We start from the raw sequence: 25,449 nt of genomic DNA on the forward strand, positions 1-25,449 counted from the left end.
CCTCACCTGGTGCCGTCGGGGCCGGCCGGGTTGAGCGAGGCCGGGAACAGGCTGGTCGGGAAGTTCCGGGAGGCCAGCACCGGGGACAGCATCCGGGCGATGCGGGCGAGGTTGTCGTCGTGGGCGATGGTGTGGTGGTCGGCGTGCATCTCGTGGATGGTGATGCGCGGGCCGACGAACCCGGCGAGCCCGTTGGACTTGTCGTCGCTGGTGCGCGGCACCGCCGGCAGGTCGTTGCTGTTGCCCGGCGCGAGGAAGCCCTGCGTGGCGTGGAACAGCGTGGTGGGCACCGTGGTGCGCAGCGGGGCCGGCCGGTAGGCCTGGAGCAGGTCGCCGTTGTGCAGCATCAGTTCGTGCCGGACCAGGATCTGCTGTTTGATCATCTCCCGGTCGGGCCGGGCGGCCGACCGGTCGCGGATGTGGCCCGCCACCAGGTCCAGCTGCGCCTGGAGGTCCAGGCCGGTGAGGGACGCGAGGCCGATCTGCTCGCCGACGCCCCAGCGCTGGCACATCGCGTTGCCGAGCATCACCAGGGAGAAGGCCTCCGCCTCGACCTCCGTGACGGTGCCCCAGTCCACGCTGTCCCAGGCCTCGGTGCCGGGCATGATCGGGTCGATCGCGATCAGGTGCGTCACCTCCTCGCCCGCCAGCTGCAGTTGCCGGGTCATCTCGTAGGCGAGGACGCCGCCGAAGGAGCAGCCGCCCAGGAGGTAGGGCTCGCCGGGGAAGCGGTCGCGCAGTTCACCGACGTAGTGGGCGGCCATGTCCTCGACGGAGTCGTACCGGCGGGGCATGCGGTCCGCGGCGGCGGCGCCGATCTGTTCGAGGCCGATGACGGGATTGTGCAGGCCCAGGTGGCGGGAGAGGTAGATCGCGTAGCTCACTTCGCCGTACAGGTTGTGCGCCCACACGGACCGCCGGTTGTCCCCGTGCCGGTTGATCGCGACGACCGGCGACGCCGTCTGCGCCGGGGGCGCGGCCGGTTCGGGTGCGGCGGGCGGCGCGCACACCCGCGCCGCGTTCCCGGCCGAGACGAGGAGCCACGGCTCGACGTCGAGGTCCACCAGGTCGGGCGGCGGTGCGATCCACCGGTGGTACCCGCCGTCGCCGCCGTCGGCCGGCACGGCCCGCACGACCACGGTCCGCTCCAGTCCGCCGAGGGGCCGCGCGTGGTGTACGGCCGCGGCGGCGACCAGGGCCGCCCGCCAGGCTGCGGCACGCTCCAGCCGGCCCCGGAGCGCGTCGGCGTCCATCGGCGCGGACGGGCCGAGGGCGCCGGTCACCCGGTCCAGCGCGGCCTTCGGCGTGAGTCCGGCGAGGTCCGCGGCGGCGGGCGGCCGGTCCGCTCCCCAGACACCGGCGAGGGGTGCGGCCACCTCGGCCAGCGACTCGGTCCCGGTTTCGGCGAGCGGCTGCTCCCCCGGTCCGGGGGTCTGGACGAGGAGCAGTTCGGTGATCTGCAGGCCGCGGTCCTGGAGGATGCGGGCGGTCTCGACGGCGACCAGGCCGGCGACTCCGTGTCCGGCGAGCCGGCAGGAGCCGCCCGGGTGGGCCGCGCCGATCGCGTCGGCGCAGGCCCGCGCGAGGAGGTTGATGTCCGCGGCCGGGTCCGCGCCCTCCGGGAAGCCCGGTGCCTCGACGCCGGTGACCGGGCCGTGCTCGGCGAGGTGCCCGCACAGGTGCATCACCCAGGTGAGTTCGCCCGTGTCGCCGAAGAGGCAGTACACCGGGTCTCCGGCGCGGTCACCGGTCAGGGGCACCAGCCGGGGCGCCGCGACCGACGGGCGCGCGGCCGGCAGGGGCCGCTGCGCCTTGCGGGCGGGGCCGGTGGCGACGGCGTCGAGGGTTTCCGGTACGGCGTCGGGCAGCACGTAGCTCTGGTCGAGGTGGACGACGAGGCGGTCGACGCTGGGGTGTTCGAGGATCGCCGCCATCGGGATGTGGTCGCCGTAGCGGTCCTGGACGGTCTGCATGATCCGCATGGCGCCGATGGAGTCGACGCCGTAGCTCGCGAAGTCCCGTGCGGGGTCGACGGCTTCGGGCGCGATGCCGATGCCGTCCGCCACGGCTTCACGGACGTGCTGCCGGAGGCCGGCGAGCCGGTCGGGGAGGTCGGGGGTCGCGGAAGCGGAGGCAGAGGTGGAGGCGGAGGCAGCAACGGGCGGGGCGGGGACGGGTTGCGGCGCCGGGGTGTTCGTTGCCGTGCGGGCCGGTTGCGGTGCGGGGGTGGGCTCGGGGGTGGGCTCGGGTTTCGGGGCGGGCGAGGCTTTCGGGGTGGCCGTTGCGGGAGGCGCGGGCCGCGCCGTGGGGGCTTGGGGCGCGGTGGCCCGGGGTGCGGGCGCCGGTGGGGTGGCCCGGTGTGCGGGTGTCTGGGCGGTGGCCCGGGGTGTCGTCGTCGGGGCGGTGGCCGGCGGGAGCCAGTGCTGTTCGGGGGCGAAGGGGTAGGTCGGCAGGGAGACCCTGGCGCGGGCCTGCGTCGCGTGCAGGGACCGCCAGTCGACGTCGGCGCCCGCCGCCCACAGCGCCGCGAGCCTGCCGAAGTCCCCGGCGACGGCCCGGCGCACGGCGTCGCTCAGGTCGTCCTCGTCGGCGGAACGCGGGCCGGTGTCCCGGCTCCTCGTCAGGCGCGGGTCGTCACCGCCGTCGAGGTGGGTGCGCAGGGCGTCGGCGACGTCCGCGAGGCTCGGGGCCGCGACAGCGAGCCGCGCGGTGAGCGGCCGGCGCCCCACCTGGAGCGTGTAGGCCACGTCGTCCGGCGACACGGCGTGCAGGTGTCCGTCGCGTTCCCAGCGCTCCAGGCGTTCGAGGAGGCGGCGGGCCGCGGCCAGGAGGCGTTCGTCGTCGCGGGCGCTGAGCACGAACAACCGGTCGCCGTCGGACACGGGGGCGGACGGCCCGGACGCGGTGGGCGCGGGAGCCTCTTCCACGACCAGGTGGGCGTTCATGCCGCCGAAGCCGAACGAGCTGACACCGGCACGCCGGGGCAGCGGCGCCCCACTGCCGGCGTCCGTGAACGGGGTCCAGGGGCGGGCCGAGGTGACGAGGTGGAACGGCGAGTCCGCGAGCCTGATCAGCGGGTTCACGCGTTCGACGTGGAGCGTGGGCGGCAGCATGCCGTGCCGCAGGGACAGCAGGACCTTGAACAGGCCCGCCATGCCGGCCGCCGTCTCCAGATGGCCGATGTTGGTCTTCACGCTGCCGAGCCCGCAGTACTGCCTCGGAACGGACACGGTGCCGTCCGCGCCCGGCGTCTCGAAGGCCGTGCGCAGGCCGGTCACCTCGATGGGATCGCCCAGGGCCGTTCCCGTGCCGTGCGCCTCCACGTAGCCGATCGTCTCGGGCCGGGCCCCCGCGCGCCGCTGGGCCAGGGAGATCACCTCGGCCTGGGCCGCCGGGTTGGGGGCGGTGAGCGAGGCGGCACGTCCGCCGTGGTTCGTCGCGGAGCCCGCGATGACGCCGTGCACGTGGTCGCCGTCGGCGAGCGCCCTGCTCAGCGGCTTGAGCAGAACGGCACCCACCCCTTCGCCGCGCACGTATCCGTCGGCACGGTGGTCGAACGACTTGCAGCGGCCGTCGGGCGCCAGCATGCCGGACCGCCCGAACGCCTCGAACGCGGTCGGCGCCACGATGACGTTGACGCCGCCGGCGACGGCCAGGTCGCACTCACCGGTCTGGATGGCGCGGACGGCCCGGTGCACGGCGACGAGGGCGCTGGAGCAGGCGGTGTCCACGGGTTCGCTGGGGCCGCGCAGGTCGAGCAGGAAGGAGACCCGGTTGGCCAGGACGCTGTGGTCGTTGCCGGTCATCAGCTGGCCGTCGACGTCCACGCCGCGCTCGCGGGCCAGTTCGCCGTACTCGGAGGAGGCCACGCCCACGAACAGGCCGCAGGCGCTGCCGGCGAGGTCGGCGGGGTCGTAGCCCGCCTCCTCGACGGCCGCCCACACGGTTTGCAGGAACAGCCGGGCCTGCGGGTCCATGACGCGCGCCTCGCGCGGGGTGATCTGGAAGAACCCGGCGTCGAAGCGGTCCACACCGTCCAGGAACCCGCCGCGGACGGGGGCCGTGCCCGCTGCGGCGGCGAAGCGCTCGGACGGTGCCTCGGAGATCAGGTCGCGGCCCTGGACCAGGTTGTTCCAGAAGCTGTCGAGGTCCGGCGATCCCGGGAACGACCCGGACATGCCGACCACGGCCACGGGTTCGTTGACGCGGTCGTGGCGCGATCCGGCGGGGGCGGACGTGACCGCCGGAGACGCCGGGGCTGTCGCGGCCACCTGGGTGGAGGCGGAGGCCGAGGCCCGGGACGCGCCGGGAGCAGCGGGAACGGCGGCCTGCGGCTCGTCGTCGGCCGGCGCCGGTGCGGGGGCGAGGGCGGGGGTGGGGGCGGGGGTGACTGCGGGCGTCTGGGCCCTGGTGGCGGTGGCCTTGACGAGGTGGTCGACCACGGCCGCCATGTCCCGGCAGCCGTACAGGACGTCGGGGGTGAGGTCGGCGCCGGTCGTCCGCGAGAGACGGTCGGCGAGCTGCACCATGGTCACCGAGTCCAGCCCGAAGTCGCTGAGGTGGTCGCCGGGGTCGATGTCCTGCGGCGTCACGCCCACCAGTGCGCAGATGGCCTCGGTGACGACGTGCCGCATCGCGTGCACGGCGGACGGTGTGCTGCCCGCGCTGTCGGCGGTCGGGTGCGTGGGGGTCACGGAGAGCTCCTCGGAAGGGCTGGAACCGATGGCGGGCGGAAGGGGCTCGGCGGTGACGGCGGAGAGGACGGGGTCCGAGGGGGCGGGGTCCACCGGGAGAGAACTCGTCGTGACCGGCTCGGTCGGCACCGGGTCCAACAGGTCCACCGGCACCGAATCCGCGGGAGCCGGATGCGCCGGAGCCTGATGCGCCGGGGCCGGGCCTGTGGTGCCGTGGTCGGCGGGGGTGGGCCGGAGCCAGTAGCGGCCGTCGGAGAAGGGGTAGTGCGGCAGGGAGACGATGCGGGCGCCGGGCTCGGGCGCGGCGAGGCCGTCCGGGGGCTCGCCGTCCATCCAGCGCCGGGCCTGTGCCAGGACCTCGGCGTCGGGGGACGGCAGGTCGTGCCGGTCGGGCGCCTCGCCCCGGGGGCCGGTCACCAGCCGGTCGTGCGGGCGTTCCTGCGCGTACGCGGTGAGCACCGAGACGATGTCGGCGAGATCGTGGACGACGGCACCGAGCCGCGCTGTCAGGGGTTCGCGTCCGGCCCGGAGGGTGTGCGTGACGTCCACGGGGTTCAGGGCGGCTCCGGGACCCTCCAGGAACGCGGCGAGGCGCCGGGCGTACCTGCGCAGGGCGTCCGGTCTGCGGGCCGACAGGAGCAGCAGGAGCGGCCGGGCGGGCCGTCGGCTGCCGGTGGTGTCGTCGGCCCGGTCGGGCCGGGGTGCCCCTTCGAGGACGACGTGGGCGTTGGCGCCGCCCGCGCCGAAGGAGCTGACGGCGGCCCGCCGGGGTTCCCCGGCCGGCGGCTCGGGCCAGGCGACGGGCTCGCGCGGCACCAGGAAGCCGTCCGCGGTCGGCGGCCCGTCGGTGCCGAGGGTGGGTGCGAGGGTGCGGTGCCGCAGTTGGAGGATCACCTTCGTCAACTGGACGACGCCCGAGGCGGCTTCGAGGTGTCCGGTGTTCGGTTTCACCGATCCGATCCGCAGCCGGTGACCGTCGGCCCGGACGCCGTACGCCTCGCGCAGGGCGGCCAGTTCGACGGGGTCGCCGACCGGTGAGCCGGTGGCCTGCGCCTCCACGTACTGCACGGTGCGCGCGTCGGCTCCGGAGGCCCGCAGGGCCTGGGTGATGAGGTCGACCTGCGCCTCGGCGCGGGGGACGGCGTACGCCTCGGTGGGGCCGTCGGCGTTGACGGCCGAGCCGCGGATACAGGCGTGCACGCGGTCGCCGTCGCGCAGCGCGTCCGAGAGCCGTTTCAGGACGAGCGCGCCGACGCCCTCTCCGGTGACGATGCCGTCGGCGGCCGTGTCGAAGACCCGGGGTGTGCCGTGCGGGGACAGCATCCGGGCGGCGGCCAGGTCGGCGTGGTGGCTGGGGTGGAGGATGACGTTCACTCCGCCGGCGATCGCCGTGCCGCACTCGCCGTCGCGCAGGCTCCGCACGGCGAGGTGGACGGCGGTGAGCGCGGAGGAGCAGGCCGTGTCCACCGCCATGCTCGGGCCGGTCAGGCCGAAGGTGTGCGACACGCGGTTGGCGACGGACCAGCCGGAGGACAGGGCCTGTACCGCGTTCCCGCGGCCGCGTTCCTCGGCTCCGAGCAGCGCGTACTGGTGGTGCATCACGCCGACGAAGACGCCGGTCCTGTCGCCGTCACCGGCAGCCCGGGCGCGCAGCCGGGACGGGGGCAGCGCCGCGTCCTCCAGTGCTTCCCAGGCTGTTTCCAGGAAGAGGCGTTCGGCCGGGTCCATGCGTTCGGCCTCGCGGGGCGAGATGCGGAAGAGGAGGGGGTCGAAGCGGTCGACGTCGTCGAGGAACCCGCCCCAGGCCGCCCCGTCGCCGGACTCCTCGGCGCTCCACCGTCCGGGTGGGACGGGGGTGATGAGGCTGCGCCCGGCGAGCAGGTGCTCCCAGAGCGTGTCGACGTCCGCGGCACCCGGATACCGGCCGGCGATGCCGACGACGGCGATGGGTTCGGGAGCGGTGGGAGTGGTGGCGGCGGTTTCGGGGGCCGTTGGGGCGAGGGCGACCGGTTCGGGAGCGGGCCGGGCGGTGGTGGCAGCGGTTTCGGGAGCCGTCGGAGCAGGCGCGACCGGTTCGGGAGCGGGCCGGGCGGTGGTGGGGTGCGGCGAGGGTTCTTCCGGTGCCGGCGCCGGGGAGTCGGACGCCGTGGGGACCGGGGACGGCGTGTCGTCGGTCGGCGCGCCGGCGGCTCCCGTCAGCGCCGCCAGTTCCGTTCCCTTGGCGCTCACCAGGGCCTGTGCCACCGAGCGGACCGACTCGCCGGTCACCAGCAGTTCCCGCGGCACCGGGCCGATGTCGCGTTCCAGGCGCTCGACCGCTTCCATCACCGTCAGGGAGTCCGTGCCGAGGGACGCCAGGGGCACCGCCGGGTCCACCTCCTCCGGCGGCAGTCGGAGCAGGTCCGCGAACAGGTTCCGCAGATGCTCCGTGGTGCCCGCGAGGAGCCGGTCCCCGGACCCGTTCGCAGACGCCGGGGCCTGCGGTTCGGCCGGTGTCACGGGCCGGTCGGCGGGTTCCCGCCGCGCGGGCGGCGGGGCGGCGGGGGGCGATGCCGTACGCCAAGGGCCTCGTTCGGCGACGAAGAGGTGCTGTCCGGCCTGGTGGTCGGTCCAGCCGTGCACGCCGAACCGCCGGCTGCGGTCGAATCCGGCCTCCGCAAGGAGCGCCTGCCAGGTGGCCGGGGCGAGCAGCGGTCCGTGCGGCAGCCGCAGCCCGGCGTCCCCGGCGAGCCACCAGCCGTCGGTGAGGCCGAACACGGGGGTGACCGCGTCCAGGACGCGGGTGGCCTCGTTGACGGCCAGCAGGCCGCCGGTCGCGGTGAGTTCGGCGACGTTGCGCAGCGTCCGCCGCATGTCCCGCGTCGCGTGCAGCACGTTGGTGGCGACGACGATGTCGTACCGGTCGCCGTCGAAGCCCTGCGTGGCCGGGTCGTCCGCGATGTCAAGGACGCGGAAGTCCGTGTGGGGCCGGCCGTCGGCCAGGCGCCGGCGGGTTCCGGCGACGAGGGAGGGCGAGATGTCGGTGACGTGGTAGGAGACGGAGTCCCGGTGGTCGTCGATCGCGTCGAGCACGGCGCGGGTGGTGGCGCCGGTGCCGGCGCCGATCTCCAGGATGCGTACGCGGCGGGCCGGGTCGGCCGCGACGGCCTCGGTGACCGCCGCCCGTACGGCGGTGGCGGTGAGGCGGTTGAAGTGCCGGGTGCGCGGATCGTCCGCGTACAGGGCGGCCATGCGCCGGTCGGAGCCGCCCGGGAAGAGGACGTCCAGACCGCGCCGCCGTCGGGCCAGGACGTCGGGCAGCGCAGCGGCGCAGTCGTCCAGGAGGTCCAGCGTGGGCGCCAAGTGGACGAAACGGGTGAGGAGTTCGTGGCGCAGGAGGTGGCGGCGGTCCGCGTCGGCCGCGGTCGGTGCCGTGAGCCGGCCTCGGTCGGACCGCACGTGGCCGGCCGATTTCAGGGACGCGAGCAGCGCGTCGAACAGCGGGAGCCGCTCGTCGTGGACGGAGAGGCCGCGCAGCAGTTCCGCGCGGGTGAAGTGCGCGCCGGGGGCCAGGCAGTCGGTGGCTTCGCGCAGGGTGTCCAGCAGGGCGAGGCGTGCGTAGTCGTCGACGGCGTCCAGGTAGTCGGGCGCGTAGGGTTCGCCGTCCGCGCGCTGCGCCGCCATCACGGCCGCGGCGGGCGCGGCGAGCACGTCCCTGCCGGTGCCGTCTGCGGCTGCGGAGCGGTCGTGGCCTGCCGGGGCGGCGAGTGCGGGACCGTGGGCGGCGGGTCGCCGGTGGCGGGTGCCCGGCTCCAGGGGTGTCACGCGCCCCAGTTCGGCGAGGTCCGCGCGCAGGGGTGCGACCTGGGTGAGGCCGGCCGCGAGGACCTGGCGGAAGGCGTGCAGTCCCTCGGCGGCGGTCAGCGGCTGCACGCCCCAGCGGGCCAGCCGCTCGCGGTGCTCGGGGGTCGCGACGGCGCCTTCGTCGCCCCAGAAGCCCCAGTCGACGACGGTGACGGGCCAGTGCAGCCGGGTGGCCAGGTGGGCGCCGTAGGAGCTCATGAACGTCGAGCCGGCGGCGTAGTTGGACTGGCCGGGGTTGCCGGTGTGGGCGATGGCCGAGGAGAACAGGGCGAAGAAGTCGAGCGGTTCGGCGGTGAGCGCGTCGGCGAGGGCGACGGTTCCCCGCGTCTTGGGTGCGAAGGCGGCGTCGAAGGTGGCGTCGTCCGACTGGGGGATGGTCCGGTCGGCGAGGACGAACGCCGTGTGGACGGCTCCGTCGACGCCGCCGTACCGCTCGTGCATCAGGCGGACGGCGGCCCGCGCGGCGGCGGGGTCGGTCACGTCGCCCGGCAGGTACTCGACCTGCCCGCCGTGGGCGCGCAGTCGCGCGAGCGTCCCGTCCGGCAGATGCCGTTCGGGGCGGCGTCCCATCACCACCAGGCGGGCGTCCCAGTCGCGCAGCAGGTGTTCGCCGACGACGCGGCCGAGGCCGCCGAGACCGCCGACGACGAGGTAGCGTCCGCCGCGCCGCAGGGGCAGCCGGTCGTCCGCCGGGGCGGGCAGCTCGGCCGGGGCGAGCCGCTTGACGAGCCTGGTGCCCTCGCGCAGCGCGGTCTCCGTGAACGGTGCGGCGGCCGGTTCGGCGGCGACGGCCCGCACGAGGGGCGCCCAGGTGCCGGAGGCCCGGCATCCTTCGAGGTCCGTGCGCGCGAGGTCCAGGCAGACCACGTCGAGGAAGGGCAGTTCGCGGGAGAGCGTGCGGGCCATGCCGTGCAGCGATCCCGCGAACGGGTTGTCGACCGGGCTGCCGGGCAGGGGTTGCTGGCTGTCGCTGGTCAGGACGACGAGCCGCAGGCCGCGCGGTCGCAGCTCGGCCAGGGCCTGCGCCAGGTGGAACAGGGCGAGGCAGCCGTGCCGCCGGCTGTACTCCAAATGCGCCAGGTCGGTGGAGGAGTGGCGGCGGGTGTCGACGCCGCCGGCGAAGTAGAGCGTGCGGATGCCCGGGTGAGCCTGGAGCAGGGCCAGGTGGTCGTCGCGGTCCCGCAGTGCCGTCAGGTCGGCCGTCTCGCTCGCGCCGCCGTGGTGGCGGACGAGCGCGGCGGCGAGGCCCGCGTCGTGTCCGGCCGTGAGCACCAGGGCAGGTCCGGGCTGGTCCCCGGCCGGTGCGGCGTCCGGGACGTCGAGGCGGGGTGCCACGCGCCAGACGGGCACCAGATGGGGCACTCCGGCGGAGCCGGACGGCCGCACCACGGTCAGCCCGGTGAACTCGACGAGGGCCCGGCCTTCGGCGTCGGTCATCAGCACGTCGCACTTGACGGTGCCGCGTGCGGCGTCGGCGGCCACCAGCCGGGCGTGGGCGTGGCGGACGACTCCGTCCGCGCTGTGCAGGCGGACCCGGTCGACGGCCGCCGGCAGCGTGGCCGGCTCCTCCCACGCGGGCACGGCTCCGTGCACGGCGTGCAGGGCGGCGTCGGTGACGCCGGGGTCGCCGATGCCGCCGGGGGCGCGGCCGGACGTCGGCGCGGGCGGTGCCGTCCGCTCGGCCGGTTCGGCGAGTTCGGCCAGGGCTTCGCCCTCGCCGCACCACAGGCGCTCCACCCTCCGGTACGACGGGCCGTAGTCGAGGCCGGCGGCGCGGGCCCGGTCGTAGAACGCCTCGTGGCTCACCTCCCGGGGGCAGCCGAGCCGGACGGACGCGATGTCCAGGGGCTTCGGCGCGCGGGGCGGGGCGCCGGGGCGGGGCGGGGTCCAGGCCGTGACCGTGGCGTGGACGACGCGCCGTTCGCCGGTGCCGGTGCCGATCTCGACACGGACGGCTCCGTCCCCGGCGGCGGGCAGGGCGCGTACGACGGGCTGCTCGTCGGCGTCCAGGACGAGGGCGGTGCGCCAGCGCACCTCGCTCAGTTCGGTGACCGGCCGTCCGGTCACGCGCTGCGCCGCCGCGCGGGCGAGCGCCAGGTGGGCGACGCCGGCGAGGACGGGCCGGCCGTCGACGAGGTGGTCGGCCACCCACGGGTGGTCGCGGGTGAGGGTGGCCACGAACTCGGCCGCCCCGTCCGCCGCGACGCCCAGCTCGGCGAGCGGCGCGCGGTCGGCCGTCCCGTCGGCCTGCGCGGGGACCGGAGTCCGGCCGGAGGCAGCGGCAACCGCCGGGGCCACGGTGTCGGGCCAGTGCACGGGACCGACGAACGGGTAGGTGGGCAGGGGCACGGCGCGGGGCGCTCGGCCGTGCCGGTCACGCCGGTCGGCGGCCTCCGGCCAGTCGAACTCCTCCCCCGCGACCCAGCGCGCGGCGAGCTCGTGCAGGCGGCGCCCGGCGAACAGGCCGCGCGCGTCGGCCGTCTCGCGCCGGGGTGCCTCGGGTGCGACGTGGCCGGCCGCGTCGGCGGCGCCGGTCGTCACGTACCGCGAGAGCGCCTCCACCAGCCGCGCGCGGGTGGGCACGACGAACGCCACGCGGTGTTCGAAGGCCTCGCGCCCGGTCTGGAGGGTGTGGGTGATGTCGTCCAGCCGGAGCCGGTCGCCGTCGGGTGCGGTGAGGAAGCGGGCCAGCCGGTCGGCGGCGGCCTTGAGGCGGTCCGGCGTCCGGGCGGACAGGACCACGAGGTGATCGCCGCCCTCGTCCGGCACGGCGTCGGCCGGCACGGCGTCCCGGTACTCCTCGATCACGGCGTGCGCGTTGGCGCCTCCCGCCCCGAACGAGCTGAGCGCGGCCCGGCGCAGGTCGTGCCCCGGCCGGGGGTGCCACGGTTCGGCGGTGCGCTGCAGGCGGAACGGCGTCGCGGCGAAGTCGATCTTCGGGTTGGGCGGGTCGCTGTGCAGGGTCGGCGCCAGTGTCCGGTGCCTCAGCTGGAGGAGGACCTTGGTGAGTCCGGCGATGCCGGCCGCGGCCTCCGCGTGCCCGATGTTGGGTTTGACCGAGCCGAGCGCGCAGTACTGTCCCTCGTCGGCGGACCGGCCGAACACCCGGGCCAGGCCCTCGATCTCGATGGGGTCGCCGAGTTCCGTGCCGGTGCCGTGCGCCTCCACGTAGCCGATGCTCGCCGGGTCGATCCCGGAGCGGCGCAGTGCCGCGGCTATCACGGAGGCGTGGGCGCGCGGCGAGGGCACGGTGTAGCCGTTGGTGTGGCCGCCGTGGCTGATGGCGGTGGCCCGGATGACGGCGTCGACGCGGTCGCCGTCGGCGCGGGCGGCGGCCAGCGGCTTGAGCACCACCGCGCCCACGCCCTCACCGGGGACGAACCCGTTGCCGCCGTCGCCGAACGCCCGGCAGACCCCGTCGGGGGAGATCATGCGCTGCTCGGCGAGCATGGCGTACTTCATCGGGTGGAGGTTGAGGTGGGCGCCGCCCACGACGGCCGTCCGGCATTCGCCGCGCCGCAGGCTCTCGCAGGCCAGGTGCAGAGCCGTGAGGGAGGCGGAGCAGGCGGTGTCGACGGTGAGGCTCGGGCCGTGCACGTCGAGGAAGTAGGAGAGGCGGTTGGCGAGGGAGAACTCCATCGAGTAGGCCGGGACCGGATTGCCCTTGCCCCACTCCTCGGCGCCGACCAGGCCGTAGGCCAGGCCCGTGGTGCCCACGAAGACACCCACGGCGTGTCCCTCGTCGGTGCGGGTGGTGCGGTGCAGGCGGGCGCGGGTGTACCCGGCGTCCTCCAGGGCCGACCAGGCGACCTCCAGGAACAGCCGCTCGGCGGGGTCCATGCGCCGGGCCTCGCGCGGGGCCACGGAGAAGAACAGCGAGTCGAAGCGCGCCACGTCGTCCAGGAAGCCGCCCCAGCGTCCGTAACTGGTGCCCGGCCGACGGTCGCCGCGGTCGAACCAGCGTTCCTTGTCCCACCGCTCCGGCGGGATCTCGCCGATGGCGTCCCGGCCCTCCACGAGCATCCGCCACAGCTGTGTCACGTCCCGCGCGCCGGGATAGCGGCCGGCCAGGCCGATGACGGCGACGGCGTCGTCGGGCGCGGCGTCGTCGTCCGGCGGTCGGACGGCGGGCCGGGGGGTGGCCCGCGGGGCGGGGCCTGTGCCGGTGGAGGGGGTGTCGGCCTCGACGGGGGCCTGTACTGCGGGAGTTGCGGGCTGACCGGCCGGGGCCGCGGGTTCAGCGGCCGAAGGGGCGGGCCGACCGGCGGGGACCGCTGGCCCCCCGGCCGGAGCGGTCGCCGTGCCGGCCGTCGCGGTGAGCGCCGGGCGATGGTGGGCCACCAGGTAGTCGGTGAGGTCGTCCACCGTGCGGTGCTCGAACAGCAGCGTCACGGGCATCGGTCCCAGCCGGTCCTCCAGGGCGGCCGTGAGACGCCTGATCATCACCGAGTCGATGCCGAGCGCGGAGAACTCCTGGTCGGAGCGGAGCCTGCCGGGTGCGATACGGGTCAGTCGCGACACCAGCTCCAGCAGGAACGTCCGTGCCGCCTCGGCCGCTTCCGGCTCCGCCGCCGGTACGGCCGCGGGCTCGGCCGGCCGCTCGTCCCGGGAACCGCCCGGCGCCGCCGCGCCCGTGAGGCGGGCCCGCACGAACTCCTCGATGCGGGCGCGGTGGCCGTGGACGACGACGATCTCGCGCGCCTCGGACCGCAGCGCCGCCGTCATCACCGCGAGGCCGGTGTCCGGCGGCATCTCGACCATGCCCTGGAGCACTTCGACGGCCCGGCGGTCGGTGTCGCTGAGGGTCATGCCGCCGCCGGCCCACAGGGGCCAGCCGACCGACACGGTGTGTCCGCTGCGCCGGCCCGCCTCGGCCAGGGCGGCGCGGTGGGCCGCGAAGCCGCCCAGCGCACGGCTAGCGGCGGCGTAGTCGGCCTGTCCGGGATGGCCCGCGTATCCGGCGAGCGAGGAGAACAGCACGAAGTGGCGCAGCGGTTCGTCCCGGGTCGCCTCGTCGAGGTGGCGGGCGCCGGCCAGCTTGGGCGCCAGCACGCGCGCGTGGGCGCCGGGTGCCTTGTTGGCAATGTACGCGTCCTCGTTGACCCCGGCCAGGTGCAGCACGTCGGTGACCGGGCCGAACGCCGCGCGGGCCTCGGCGACGGCACGCCGTACGTCGTCGGGCCGGGTCACGTCGCCGTGTACGTACCGGACCCGCTCCGTCCCGGTGCCGTTGACGCGGCGCAGGGTCTCCGCCACGCGGGTGCCGGGGTGGGAGCGGCCCAGCAGGACGATCCGGGCGCCGGGGGTCCGGGCCAGCAGCTCCGCGAGGCTCAGGGCGATGCCGCCGCCACCGCCGGACAGCAGGTGGACACCGGCGGCGAGTGGTCCGGCGGAGGGCAGTCGCAGGGACGTCATGGTCCGCACCCACCGGCCGCCGGCGTCGTGGCGGACCTGGTGCAGCGGCGCGACGGGTTCCGCCAGCTCCTCCAGGGCCAGGGCGACGGGGTCGGCGGAGCCGTCCGCGGACACGGCGACCGGATGGAGCCGGCTGTCCTCCTGGGCGGCGATCGAGCAGAAGCCGCCGAGCGCGTCCGCGGCCCGGGCACTGTCCTCCCCCACCGCGAGGCAGGCGACGGCGAGGCGCTCGCCGATCCGGCCGCGGATCAGGGTGCGCACGGCCGGGTACACGACGTCCAGGCAGTGCTCGGGCCCCTCGGCGGTGACCAGGACGATGCGGTCGGGCAGCTCGTCGGCGGCGGCGAGTGCCGCCCACAGCCGCTCCCACGACGCGTCGTCGCCGAGCTGGACGACACGGGGGCCCGGCATCGGGGCGGCGGCGGTGTCCGACGCGGGCAACGGTCCGGCGACGGCCTCGACCACCCTGCCGGTCCCCGGCGCCACGATGCCGGGACGGCGGGCGGCGGACGGGTCCAGCACGATCAGTGGCGGGCGCCCGTGCCGCGGCGCCCGGTGCCCGGTCGGCGCCGTACGCTCCCAGCCGGACGTGAACGCCACCACCTCGTGCGCGCCCGCCGGCACGGCCGGGTCGGCGGGGGCGGCCCCGGCCGGTGCGCCGGGGGCTGCCGTGCCCATGAGGGCGACCGCGTCGGAGACGGCCAGCTCCCCCGCCCTGACGCGCTCGAGGATGTCCCGACGGTTCTGCCTGGAGATCACTGCGCACCTTCCATGAGCCGTTCCGCTTCGTCCACCGAGAGGCGGCCTTCGTTGAGTGCCTGGAGCAGTTCGGGCAGCGAGGTCCCGGCTGCCGACGCCGGAGCGTCCGCGGACGCCGGAGCGAACGCCACGGCGGGTGCCGGGGCGGGTGTCACGGCGGTCGCCGGGGCGGCCGCCGTGGGTTCGAGGGGTTCCGCCCAGTGGCGCTGTGCCTCGAACGGGTACGCCGGCAGGGACACGCGCCGGCCCGGGGAGGCGGGCAGCAGGCCCGCGCCCGACACCCAGCGCCGGGCCGCCCCGTGGGGGTCGGGGTCCGGTGCGGCGGCGTCGGCCCGCCCGTTGGCTCCCTGTCCGTCCGGTCCCCGCTCGGCGGACCCCGTGAAGGTGTCCGGGCCCGGCTCCTGGTCGAGCAGGCGGCGCACCGCGTCGGCGAGTTGGCCGGTCGTCGCGACGACGAACGCCGCGCGGTGCGCCATCGCGTCCCGTCCCACGGCGAGGGTGTGCGCGATGTCGGTGAGGGCGAGCGGTCCGGCCTGCTCGGCCGGGTCCCGGGTGAGGAAGCCGTGCAATTCCCGCAGTTGGGCGCGCAGCCGCTCGGGGGTACGGGCGGACAGCGGGGCGACGACCGGACCGGCGGACGCGTCCGGGGCGGGCCGGGTGTCGGGGTAGTCCTCCAGCAGGACGTGCGCGTTGGTCCCGCCGAGGCCGAAGGCGCTGACGCCCGCGCGCCGCGGGGAGCCGCCCGCCGGCCACGGGGTCAGCCGGTCCACGACGCGGAACGGGCTGCCGTCCAGGTCCAGCAGCGGGTTGGCCTCGGTGAAGTGGAGCGTGGGCGGCAGCATGCCGTGCCGCATGGCCAGCACCGTCTTGACGACGCCGGTCAGTCCGGCCGCGGCCTCGGTGTGCCCCACGTTGGACTTGACCGTGCCGAGCAGGCACCAGGGGTCGACCGGTTCGCCGTCGGGCCTGCCGGCGAGCGCGGCGAACGCCTTGCGCAGACCGCGCACCTCGATCGGGTCGCCGACCTCGGTGCCGGTGCCGTGGGCCTCCACGTAGCCGACGGTGCGCGGGTCCACGCCGGCGTCGCGGTAGACGGTGGTGATCAGCTCCGCCTGGGCCGTCGGGTTGGGCATCATCAGGGAGTCCATGTGGCCCCCGCCGCCGTGCGAGACCCCGCTGCCGCGCACCAGCGCGTACACGGTGTCGCCGTCGGCCAGCGCCCGGGACAGGGGTTTGACCAGGACCGCCACGGCGCCCTCGCCCCGCACCATGCCGTTGGCCCGCCGGTCGAACGCGGCGCAGCGGCCGTCGGGCGACATGATGCCGAGCTGGCCGAGGGCGACGAACAGGTCGGCGGTGAGGAACAGGTGCACCCCGCCGACGAGCGCCGCCTCGCACTCGCCGGACCGGACCGCGCGCACCGCCCGGTGCAGTGCCGTGAGCGAGCTGGAGCACGCCGTGTCCACGGCCTCGCTGGGGCCGCGCAGGTCCAGTTGGTAGGAGATGCGGTTGGCGATCAGGCAGTGGCCGTTGCCGCTGACGACATGGCCCTCGCGGTGGCGGCCCGCCCGGTGCAGTTGCCAGTCGTAGTCGCGGGAGGTGGCGCCGATGAAGACCCCCGTGCGGGTGCCGCGCAGGGACGCGGGGCGGTGGCCGGCGTCCTCCACCGCCTGCCAGGCCGTCTGCAGCATGATCCGCTGCTGGGGGTCCATCAGTTCGGCCTCCAGCGGCGTCATGCCGAAGAAGTCGGCGTCGAAGCGGTCGACGCCGTCGATGAAGGAGCCCCAGCGGCTGTTGACCGTGCCCGGCGTGCGGTGCGGGTCGCCGAAGACCTCACGCCAGTCGAACCGGTCCGGCGGGATCTCCCCCACGAGGTGCGTCCCGTCGCGCAGGTGGCGCCACCAGGTGCGCAGGTCGGGTGAGCGGGCGAAGCGGCCCGCCATGCCCACGATGGCGATCGGATCGTCGGCGTCCGCGCCGGCCGTGGGGGCGGGGGCGGGGTGCGGTCGCGGCGTGTGTTCCGGGGGCACGGGGATCGCGGCGGCGGGTTCGTGTTCGGTGTCCGGGGTGTCTCGCGGCGGCCGAGCCGCGTCGGCGCCGCTCGGGGTGGCCGCCGTCCCGGCCCGGCTGTGCCTCCGCGACGCGACCGGCGCGTGTTCGGCGAGGTGCGCGGCCAGCGAGTCAATCGTCGGGTGCTCGTAGAGCAGGACCTTGGGCAGCCTGCCGAACTCCGGTTCCAGGCTGCGTACCAGCTGGATGGCGCTCAGTGAGTCCATCCCGTAGTGGTCGAAGGTGACGGCGGTGTCCACCTGGTCGGTGGCGAGGCCGAAGAACCGCGCGAAGACGGGGACCAGCCGCTCGCGGACCTCGTCGGCGTCGGCCGCCGGGGCGGCGGGCTGTCCCTGCCGCTGGGGTCGCGGTGCGCGCGGCTCGCCGGGGCGCGGGTCCGACGGCCGTGACTCCGGGGAGGCGGGCACCTGCGGGGCGGGCTCCCGCGACGGGGGCTCCAGCGGCGCGGGCTCCGGCGGGGCCGGGTGCTGCGCGCTGGACGCCCGCGCAGGGGCCTCCGCCGGGCGGGTCACCCCGGCGCCCCCAGCGGTCCCGGCCGCCGCCGGCACCTGGCTGAAGATCACCGCGTTGTCGAACTCGGTTTCCCGCAGGTCCGGCGCGCCGAGTGCCCAGGTCGCCTCGAAGCCCTGCTCGGCCAGCGCCGCGCGCCAGCGCGGGACGTCGAAGAACGGCGAGTGCGGCAGCCGCGCCTCCACGTCCACCGCCGACCAGTAGCCGGGCAGCGGTCCGATCATGGCCGTCATGCAGTCGTGGTTGCGGACCAGTTCCTCCAGTACGAGCACGCCGGACGGCGCGAGAAGTCGCCTGATCCGTCCGAGGCTCTCGCCCAGGTGCCGGGTGGCGTGCACGGAGTTGGCGGCGACGACGATGTCCGCGCCGCCGGGTGCGAAGCCCTGCTCCAGCGGGTCCCGGTCGAGGTCGAGGACCGCGCAGGTGAAGTCCACCGGGGTGTCGGCGAACCGGGCGCGGGCGGCGGGCAGGAAGGCCGGGGAGACGTCCGTGAACCGGTACTGGACGGCGTCCCCGTGCCCGGCGACGGCCTCCAGCAGCCGGCGGGTCGTCCCGCCGGTTCCGCCGCCGATCTCGATCAGGCGCACCGGCGTGTCCGGGCGGGACTCCCGCAGGGCGCGCACCCGGCCGGCCACCAGGCGGGCCACGATCTCGTTGTGGTGGTCGGCCACGGTGTTGCCGTCGTAGATGCCCAGCAGCAGGTCGGGGTGGTCGGGTGAGAAGAACACCTCCAGCGCGTCGGCCCGGCCCGTCAGGATCTCGGGCAGCCGGGGCAGGCAGACCCCCACGAGTTTCAGCCACGGGGCCAGTTCGGGGTGTTCGGCGGCCAGTCGGGACGCGTCGGCCGGGAAGTCCGGGGCGGCGGTGCGGGACGCGGCGGGCACTGTGGCCATCAGTGCGGCCAGCGCGTCGGCGAGGCGGCCGTGGTGGTGCTCGTCCGCCAGCAGGGCGCGCAGTCGGTGCGCGCTCGGAGGGGCGCCGCCGTCGGCGAGCAGGTGCACGCACCAGCGCCTGAGCAGGTCGTTGAGCCGTTCCATCCCCTGGGCGGCACGGCGTCCGTCGAAGCCGCTGCGCCGGATGTGCTCCTGGGCGTCACGCACTTCGGCCGGGACGGCGACCAGCCGCGCGTCCGCCGGGACAGCGGGCTGCGGGAGGGCGGCCGGGGCAGCGGGCCGGGGTGCGTCGGCCGGGGCAGCGGGCTGCGGGAGGCCGGCCGCGGGTCCGGCGGGCTGCCCGGTGGCGGTGGCCGCCCGGTCGGCCGCCGTCTCGGCGAACCAGTACCGCGCGCCGCCGAAGCGGTACGTCGGCAGGCTGACGCGTGCCGTCGCGGGGTCCGGCGCGGCCGTCGCGGGCAGCGCGGCTCCCGCCGCCCAGGCCCGGGCCGCCTCCAGCAGCGGCTCGCCGGGGGCGTCGGCGGTGGCCGCCACGTGCACCCCGGCCGAGGCGCCCGGGTCGGTGAGGTAGGCGTCCATCGCGGCCAGCAGGCCTTCGTGGGAGTCCGCGACCAGAACGACCCGGCGCCGCATCGCCTCGCGGCCGTGGTGGAGTGTCGCCGCCATCCGGTCGAGCGGGATGCCGGGCGTCGCGGCGAGGAAGGCGCGGTGCGCGCGCACGAGCCGGTGCAGCGCCTCGCCGTCGCGGGCCGAGTACGGGAACAGCCGGGGCAGGCGCGGGACGGGAGCCGCTTCGCGCACCGGCGCCTGTTCGATGACGGCGTGCGCGTACGACCCGCCGAAGCCGAACGAGCTGACCCCGGCCAGGCGCGGCCGTCCGTCGCGGGTGCGCCAGTCGACGGGGCGTGTGTTGACGTGGAGCGGAGTGTCCTCGAAGCGGCAGTGCGGGTTGGGGCGCTGGTAGTCCGGCATGGCCGGGATCACGCCGTGCTGGATCTGCAGTACGGCCTTGACGACGCCGACGAGGCCCGCGGCGCCCTCCGCGTGTCCGAGGTGGGCCTTGGCGGAGCCGACCGCGCAGAACGCGGACCGTGCCGTGTGGCGGCGGAACGCCTCGACGGCGCCCTCGATCTCTATCGGGTCGCCCAGGGCGGTTCCGGTGCCGTGCGCCTCCAGGTAGCCCAGGTCGTCGGGTTCGATCCCGGCGCGCGCCCAGGTGTCCAGCAGCAGTTGGGTCTGGCGGGCGGGGCTGGGCGCGGTGACCGATCCGGCCCGGCCGCCGTGGTTGACGCCGACCTCGCGGACGACGGCGTGGATCGGGTCGCCGTCGGCGAGGGCCCGGTCGAGGGGTTTGACGAGGACGGCGACGACGGCTTCGGCGGGCACGTATCCGTCGGCGCGGTCGTCGAAGGTGTGGCAGCGGCCGGACGGCGACAGGGCGCCCAGCGCGGAACTGCGGACGTAGTGCCGCGGGTCGAGGATGAGGTTGGTCCCCGCGGCGAACGCCATGTCGCACTCGCCGCGGCGCACGGCGGCGACCGCCAGGTGCAGGGCGTAGAGGGACGAGGAGCAGGCCGTGTCGACGACGAGGGAGGGGCCGGTCAGGTCGAAGTGGTGGGCGATGCGGTTCGCGGCCATGGTGACGGACGTGCCGGTCACGTCGTGGGCGCCCATCCGCCGTCCGGCGGCGGTCATGGCCTGGTCGTAGTCGCTGAAGCAGCGGCCGACGAAGGTGCCGGTGGCCGAGCCGCGCAGGCGGCCGGCGACACCGGCGTCCTCGGCCGTCCGGTGGAGCACCTCCATCAGCTGGCGGGTCTGGGGGTCCAGGCCCTCGGCCTCGGCGGGGGTGAGTCCGAAGAAGGCGGCGTCGAAGCGGGTGACGTCGGCGAGGAAGCCGCCGTGGCCGCAGTCGGTGGCGTCCGGGCGCTCGCCGTGCGGGTCGTGGTAGAGGCGGTGGTCCCACCGGTCGGCGGGGACCTCGGTGACCAGGTCGCGCCCGCCGAGCAGGTCGGCCCAGAATCCCGCGGGGTCGTCGGAGCCGGGGAAGCGTCCCGCCATGCCGATGACGGCGACGGGCTGTTCCGGCCGGGGCGCGCCGTCCCGGTCGTCGGCGACGGCACGGGGCGCCGGTGCCGTGGGCTGCCGTGTCGGCGCGTCGGCGAGGGCGGCCACGTCGGACGCGGGGGCGGTTGCGTCGGATGCGGAGGCCGTTTCGTCGGCTGCCGAGGCGGTTCCGTCGGGTGCGGAGACGATCCCGTCGGGTGCGGAGGCGGCCTCGCGGCGCAGCGCGGCGCGCACGGCGTCGGGGTGGGTGTCGAGCAGGTGGTTCACCAGGCGGTCGGTGTCCGGGTGCCGGAAGAGTGTCGTGGCCGGCAGGTCGACCCCGAGCCAGGAACCCAACTCGGCCGTGAGTGAGGCGAGTTCGAGCGAGCTGAGTCCCAGGGACATGAATCCCGCGTCCCGTACGGACGACGGCTGCACGTACTTGCCGCCGCGGCGCAGTGCCGCGGTGAGCGCTGCGAGGACGTGGGCGTCGAGTGGGCCACGCAGGTCCGGGGCGTCGGCCGGTCCGGCGTCAGCAGTGGTGTCGCCGGAGTCCGAGCCGGCGCGCGGCGTCTCCAGCGAAGCCCTGAGCCGGGCGGCGTCGCCGTGCAGGACGACGACGCGTTCGGCGCCGAGACCGAGGACGGTGTCGAGGGTGTCGAGGGCGGTGGCCGTGTCGAGCGGGACCGACCCGGTGCGGGCGAGGACGCGGTCCTGGAGCGCCGGGTCGATGCCCATACCGCCGTCCTGCCACAACGGCCAGTCGATCGAGACGGTCACGCCGTGCCGTTCGCCGGCCCGGCGCAGCTCCTCGCGCCAGGCCGCGTAGGCGTCCAGGGCGCGGTTGGCGGCGCTGTAGTCGGCGCCGCCCGCGCTGCCCGCCGCCGCGGCGAGCGAGGAGTAGAGCAGCAGGTAGTCGAGCCGGTCGTCGCTCGTGGCGGCGTCGAGGGCGGCGACGCCGGGCAGCTTCGGGGCGAGGACCCGCTCGACCGCCGGACGGCTCTTGCTGACGACCAGTGAGTCCTCCAGGACGCCGGCGGCGTGCACGACCCCGGTCAGCGGTCCGAACCGTTCCCGTACGTCCCGCACGGCGGCCGACAGCGCGGTCCGGTCGGTCACGTCGGCGGAGAAGTAGGCGGCACGCGCGCCGAGGGCTTGGAGTTCGGCGACGGCCCGGTCCGTGCGGGCGCCACCGGCTGAACGGCCCAGCAGCGCCACGCCGACGTCACCGGACGCGGCGATGCGGCGGGCCGTGTGCAGGCCGAGCCCGCCGGCCCCGCCGGTGATCAGGTAGACGCCGCCGGGACGGGCGAGGCGCACGGGGTCGCGGGACGCGTCGGGCGGTCCCGCCGGCACGAACGCCTCCGTGAGGCGGCCCCGGCCGGTGTGCCGGATCTCGGTGCCGTAGACGTCGGCCGGTGCGTACACCTCGGCGAGCAGTTCCCGCGCCTCGACGGCCGGCGCCGGGAGCCACACCGTCTTCAGCAGCAGCTTCGGCTGTTCGAGGCGGATGCTGCGGGCGAGTCCGCCCACGGCGGCGTGCGCCGGGCTCGCGCCTCGGGCGGGGTAGGCGTACACCACCGGCAGCGGCCGGGTCGGACCGACGGCGAGGGCGCGGCACAGCAGGAGCGCGGACACCACGCCGCCGGTGCTCGTGTCGCCGGTGGTGTCCCCGGCCAGCGGCCACAGGTGGAGGACGGCTCGCGGGGCGCGGTGCTCCGCGCGCAGGGTCTCCACGAGCCGGACGTAGTGTTCGGCGTCGCCGGGCTCGATCTCGAACTCGTCGGCGGAGAGCCGCTGGTAGGACATGCCGGGCCTGACGCGGACCACCTCGGGGTGCAGCGCGCGGAAGTCCCGCACGCGGTCGGTGTCGGCGTCCAGGAGCAGCAGCGGACCGTCCGGCACGGCAGCGGTCGCGCGGTCCGGCAGGGGCAGGGGGCGGGTGTCCGGGACGTACAGCAGGGTGGCGGGACGGTCCGGCCCGGCGGTGCGGGGCTCCTCGCGCGCCGGGGACGGTTTCCCCGGCCCGGGGTCGCCGAGCCAGTACCGGCGCCGCTCGAAGGGGTGGGTCGGCAGCGAGATCCGGCGTACTTCGTCGAGGACGGGCCAGTCGGAGGGGCCGCCGGCGGCCCAGTGCCGGGCGGCGTCCGTCTCCCCGGCCGTGCCGGTCGTGCCGGTCGTGCCGGTGCCGATGCCGATGGTCGTGCCCGTGCCCACGGTCGTGCCCGTGCCCACGGTCGCGGTTCCGGCGTACGCGGGGCAGGCCGGCGGGCGTCCGTCCGCGAACGCCCGCAGCGCGTCGGCGAGTTCGGACGTCGAGGCGGCCACCACGGCGAGGCGGTGCTCCATGGGGCGGCGTCCGGCGCGCAGGGTGTGCGCCACGTCGGCCGGGCGCAGTCCGGGCCGGGCCCGCAGGTGGTCGGCCAGTCGCCCGGCCTGCTCGCGCAGCCGGTCGGCGGTCCGCGCGGACAGCGGGAACGCGAGGGGCCGGTCGGTGCCGGTCCGCTCGGGAACGTCCGCGGCCGTGAACTCCTCGATGACGACATGGGCGTTGGCGCCACCCGCTCCGAAGGCGCTCACGGCGGCGCGCCGGGGCACCGGGCGTCCGGTGTCCGGGTCGACCGGGGCGGGCCAGGGCTCGGGTTCGGCGGGCAGCCGGAACGGCGTCGCCTCCCAGCGGATTCCCGGGGCGGGCGCGCCGATGTCGCCGGCGGCCGGGAGGGTGCGGTGCCGCAGCGCCATCAGCGCCTTGGTGAGGCCCGCCATGCCCGCCGCGGCCTCCAGGTGGCCGACGACCGGCTTGGCGGAGCCGATCACGCAGTACCCGAGGTCCCCGGTGTGCCGCGCGTACACCGAGGTGAGCGCCTCCACCTCGATCTGGTCGCCGAGGACGGTGCCCGAGGCGTGCGCCTCCACGTAGCCGATGGTGCGCGGCGGGACTCCGGCGTCGGCGAGGGCGGCGGACACCACCCGTGCCTGGGCCTCGGGGCTCGGTACGGAGTAGCCGCCGGTCCGCCCGCTGTGCAGCAGCGCCGAGCCGCGCAGCAGCCCGTAGACGTGGTCGCCGGAGGCCAGCGCGTCGGAGAGCGGCCGCAGCAGCAGGGCGCCGACGCCCTCACCGGGCACGTAGCCGTCCGCGTCCCTGCCGAACGGGCGGCAGCGCCCGGTCGGTGACAGCAGCCCCAGCTCGGCCAGCCGCAGGTACTTGTACGGGTGCAGGGACAGGTTCACCCCGCCGACCAGGGCCGCGCGGCACTCGCCGCGCCGTATCGCGTCGGCGGCGAGGTGCAGCGCGGCCAGGCTCGCGGAGCAGGCGGTGTCCACGGTGATGCTGGGTCCGGCGAAGTCGAAGGAGTACGACAGCCGGTTGGACAGGGCGGAGGACCAGGAGCCGGCGATGTCGGCGGTCCCGGCGCGCAGCCGCTCCAGGCCGTGCAGCTGGTAGTCGTTCCACATGGCGCCCGCGAAGACGCCCACGGACCGGTCGGTCTGGGCGGCGAGTCCTTCGGGGGTGTGTCCCGCGTCCTCGATCGCCTCCCATGCCGCCTGGAGCAGCAGCCGTTCGTGAGGGTCCATCAGTTCCGCCTGGCGGGCGTTCAGATGGAAGAAGGGCGCGTCGAACTCCGTCACGCCGTCGCAGAAGGCGCCCCAGCGGGAGTACGTGCGTCCGGGTGTGCCGCGGCGCGGGTCGAAGTACGGTTCGTGGTCCCAGCGGTCGGCCGGGACGGGCGTCGCCCGGTCCGTGCCGTCGGCGAGCACCTCCCAGAGTTCCTCCGGGGTCCGCGCGCCGGGGTAGCGGCCGGCGAGGCCGACGATCGCCAGCGGCTCGGGGTCGCCGTCGGCCGCGCGGGCGGCGGAGTCGGGAACCGCGGCGGGCACCGACGGCGGGCCGGTCACCCGCATCGCGGCGGCCCGCACCCGGTCCGCTTCCCGGTCCGCGGCCCGCGGTTGCTCAGCCTGCGCCGTGTCCACGTCCCGGTGCTCGGCCCGCGGTTGCTCAATCTGCTTCGCGCCGGACGGCGGTTGGTCCACGTCCGGGTACTCGGCCCGCAGGTGGTCGGCGAGCCGTCTGACCGTGGGGTGCTCGAACAGCAGCGTCGGGTAGAGGTCCGTACCGAGCATCTCCTCCAGGTCGCCGACCAGGCTCAGCAGGTCGACCGAGCTGAGGCCGCACTCGTAGAAGCCGAGTTCGCGGTCGACGCGGTCGGGTTCGACGCCGAGGCGCCGCGCGACCAGCGCCGCGACCCGTTCCTCGAACGCCCCGACGGGAGCGGGCTCCGGCATCGTCGGCGGCGGCGCCTGGGGCCGGTCGGCCGGCGGCCGGGCGCGGTCCGTGATGAGCGCGGCGGACCGGACCCGTTTGGCGCGGAAACCGGTCAGCTCGGCCAGGACTTCGCCGTCCGGGCCGCAGACCTCGATGTCGGCCTGGAACAGCTCGCTGTCGAATCCTCCGGCGACCGGTCCCGGCACGTGGACGAGGTTCTCGGCGCCCACGCCGGTGCGGGCCCGTAGCGACTCGATGTAGAGGGGGATGTAGGCGTGCCGGGGCGTGCCCAGGTCCTGCTCCGGGAACAGCAGCATCGGCACGAGCGTGGCGAAGTCGAGCACCGCGGGGTGGGCGTGGAAGTGGCCCACGTGCTCCGTCGCCTCGTCCGCGAGCCGCATGCGCGCCAGCGCGTGACCCGGTGCGACGTGCACCGTGCCGGACGCCTTCATGAAGCCGCGGTGGTGGATGTCGAGGGCGCGGACGAAGCCGTAGAGCTCGTCGACGTCGACGGTGCGGGTCGCCTGCGCCACCAGGCCGGCCGGGTCCATCCGCCGCCACGGCGCGCCGTCGGCCGGGTGGATCTCGGCCGTGCAGTTGGTCTCCCACGGTGCCCGGTCGCTTCCCGCGGGGCGGCTGCGCACGGTGACGGGCAGCGGCTGCCCGGGGTCCGCGTCGCCGAGGACGACCTCGACGGCGCACCGCTCGCCCGCGCCGACGACGGGCGCGTGGAAGACGATGCGGCGCAGCACGACGAGGCCGGGGTCGACGCCCGCCCGCTGGACGGTCCGCAGCACCAGGTCGAGGAGAAACACGCCGGGCAGCACCGGCACTTGGTGGACGAGGTGGTCCCGGACGGCCGGGTCGTCGGCGCCGACGCCGGTGGTGGCGCGGCGGCCGGCGAGCGGGCGCAGCAGGTCGTGGGAGCGCTGGACGGATGACCGGTTCTGCGGCATGA

Annotated in this window: 2 protein-coding genes; both read right to left on the reverse strand. The window is 76.1% G+C overall.

Features of this window, described 5'->3' with window-relative positions; all coding sequences use genetic code 11:
- Positions 1-2: 2 nt before the first annotated feature.
- The gene (locus tag QC282_RS02320; RefSeq protein WP_279547451.1) at positions 3-14,711 is read right to left on the reverse strand and encodes an SAM-dependent methyltransferase; all 14,709 of its coding nucleotides are present in this window, start codon (positions 14,709-14,711) and stop codon (positions 3-5) included.
- On the reverse strand, positions 14,708-25,447 hold the full coding sequence (locus QC282_RS02325; protein ID WP_279547452.1) for an SDR family NAD(P)-dependent oxidoreductase: 10,740 nt from the start codon (positions 25,445-25,447) through the stop codon (positions 14,708-14,710). The genes QC282_RS02320 and QC282_RS02325 overlap by 4 nt, the downstream gene beginning before the upstream one ends.
- Positions 25,448-25,449: the final 2 nt, after the last annotated feature.

The sequence above is a fragment of the Streptomyces sp. DH24 genome, assembly GCF_029813775.1.
GTDB lineage: Bacteria > Actinomycetota > Actinomycetes > Streptomycetales > Streptomycetaceae > Streptomyces.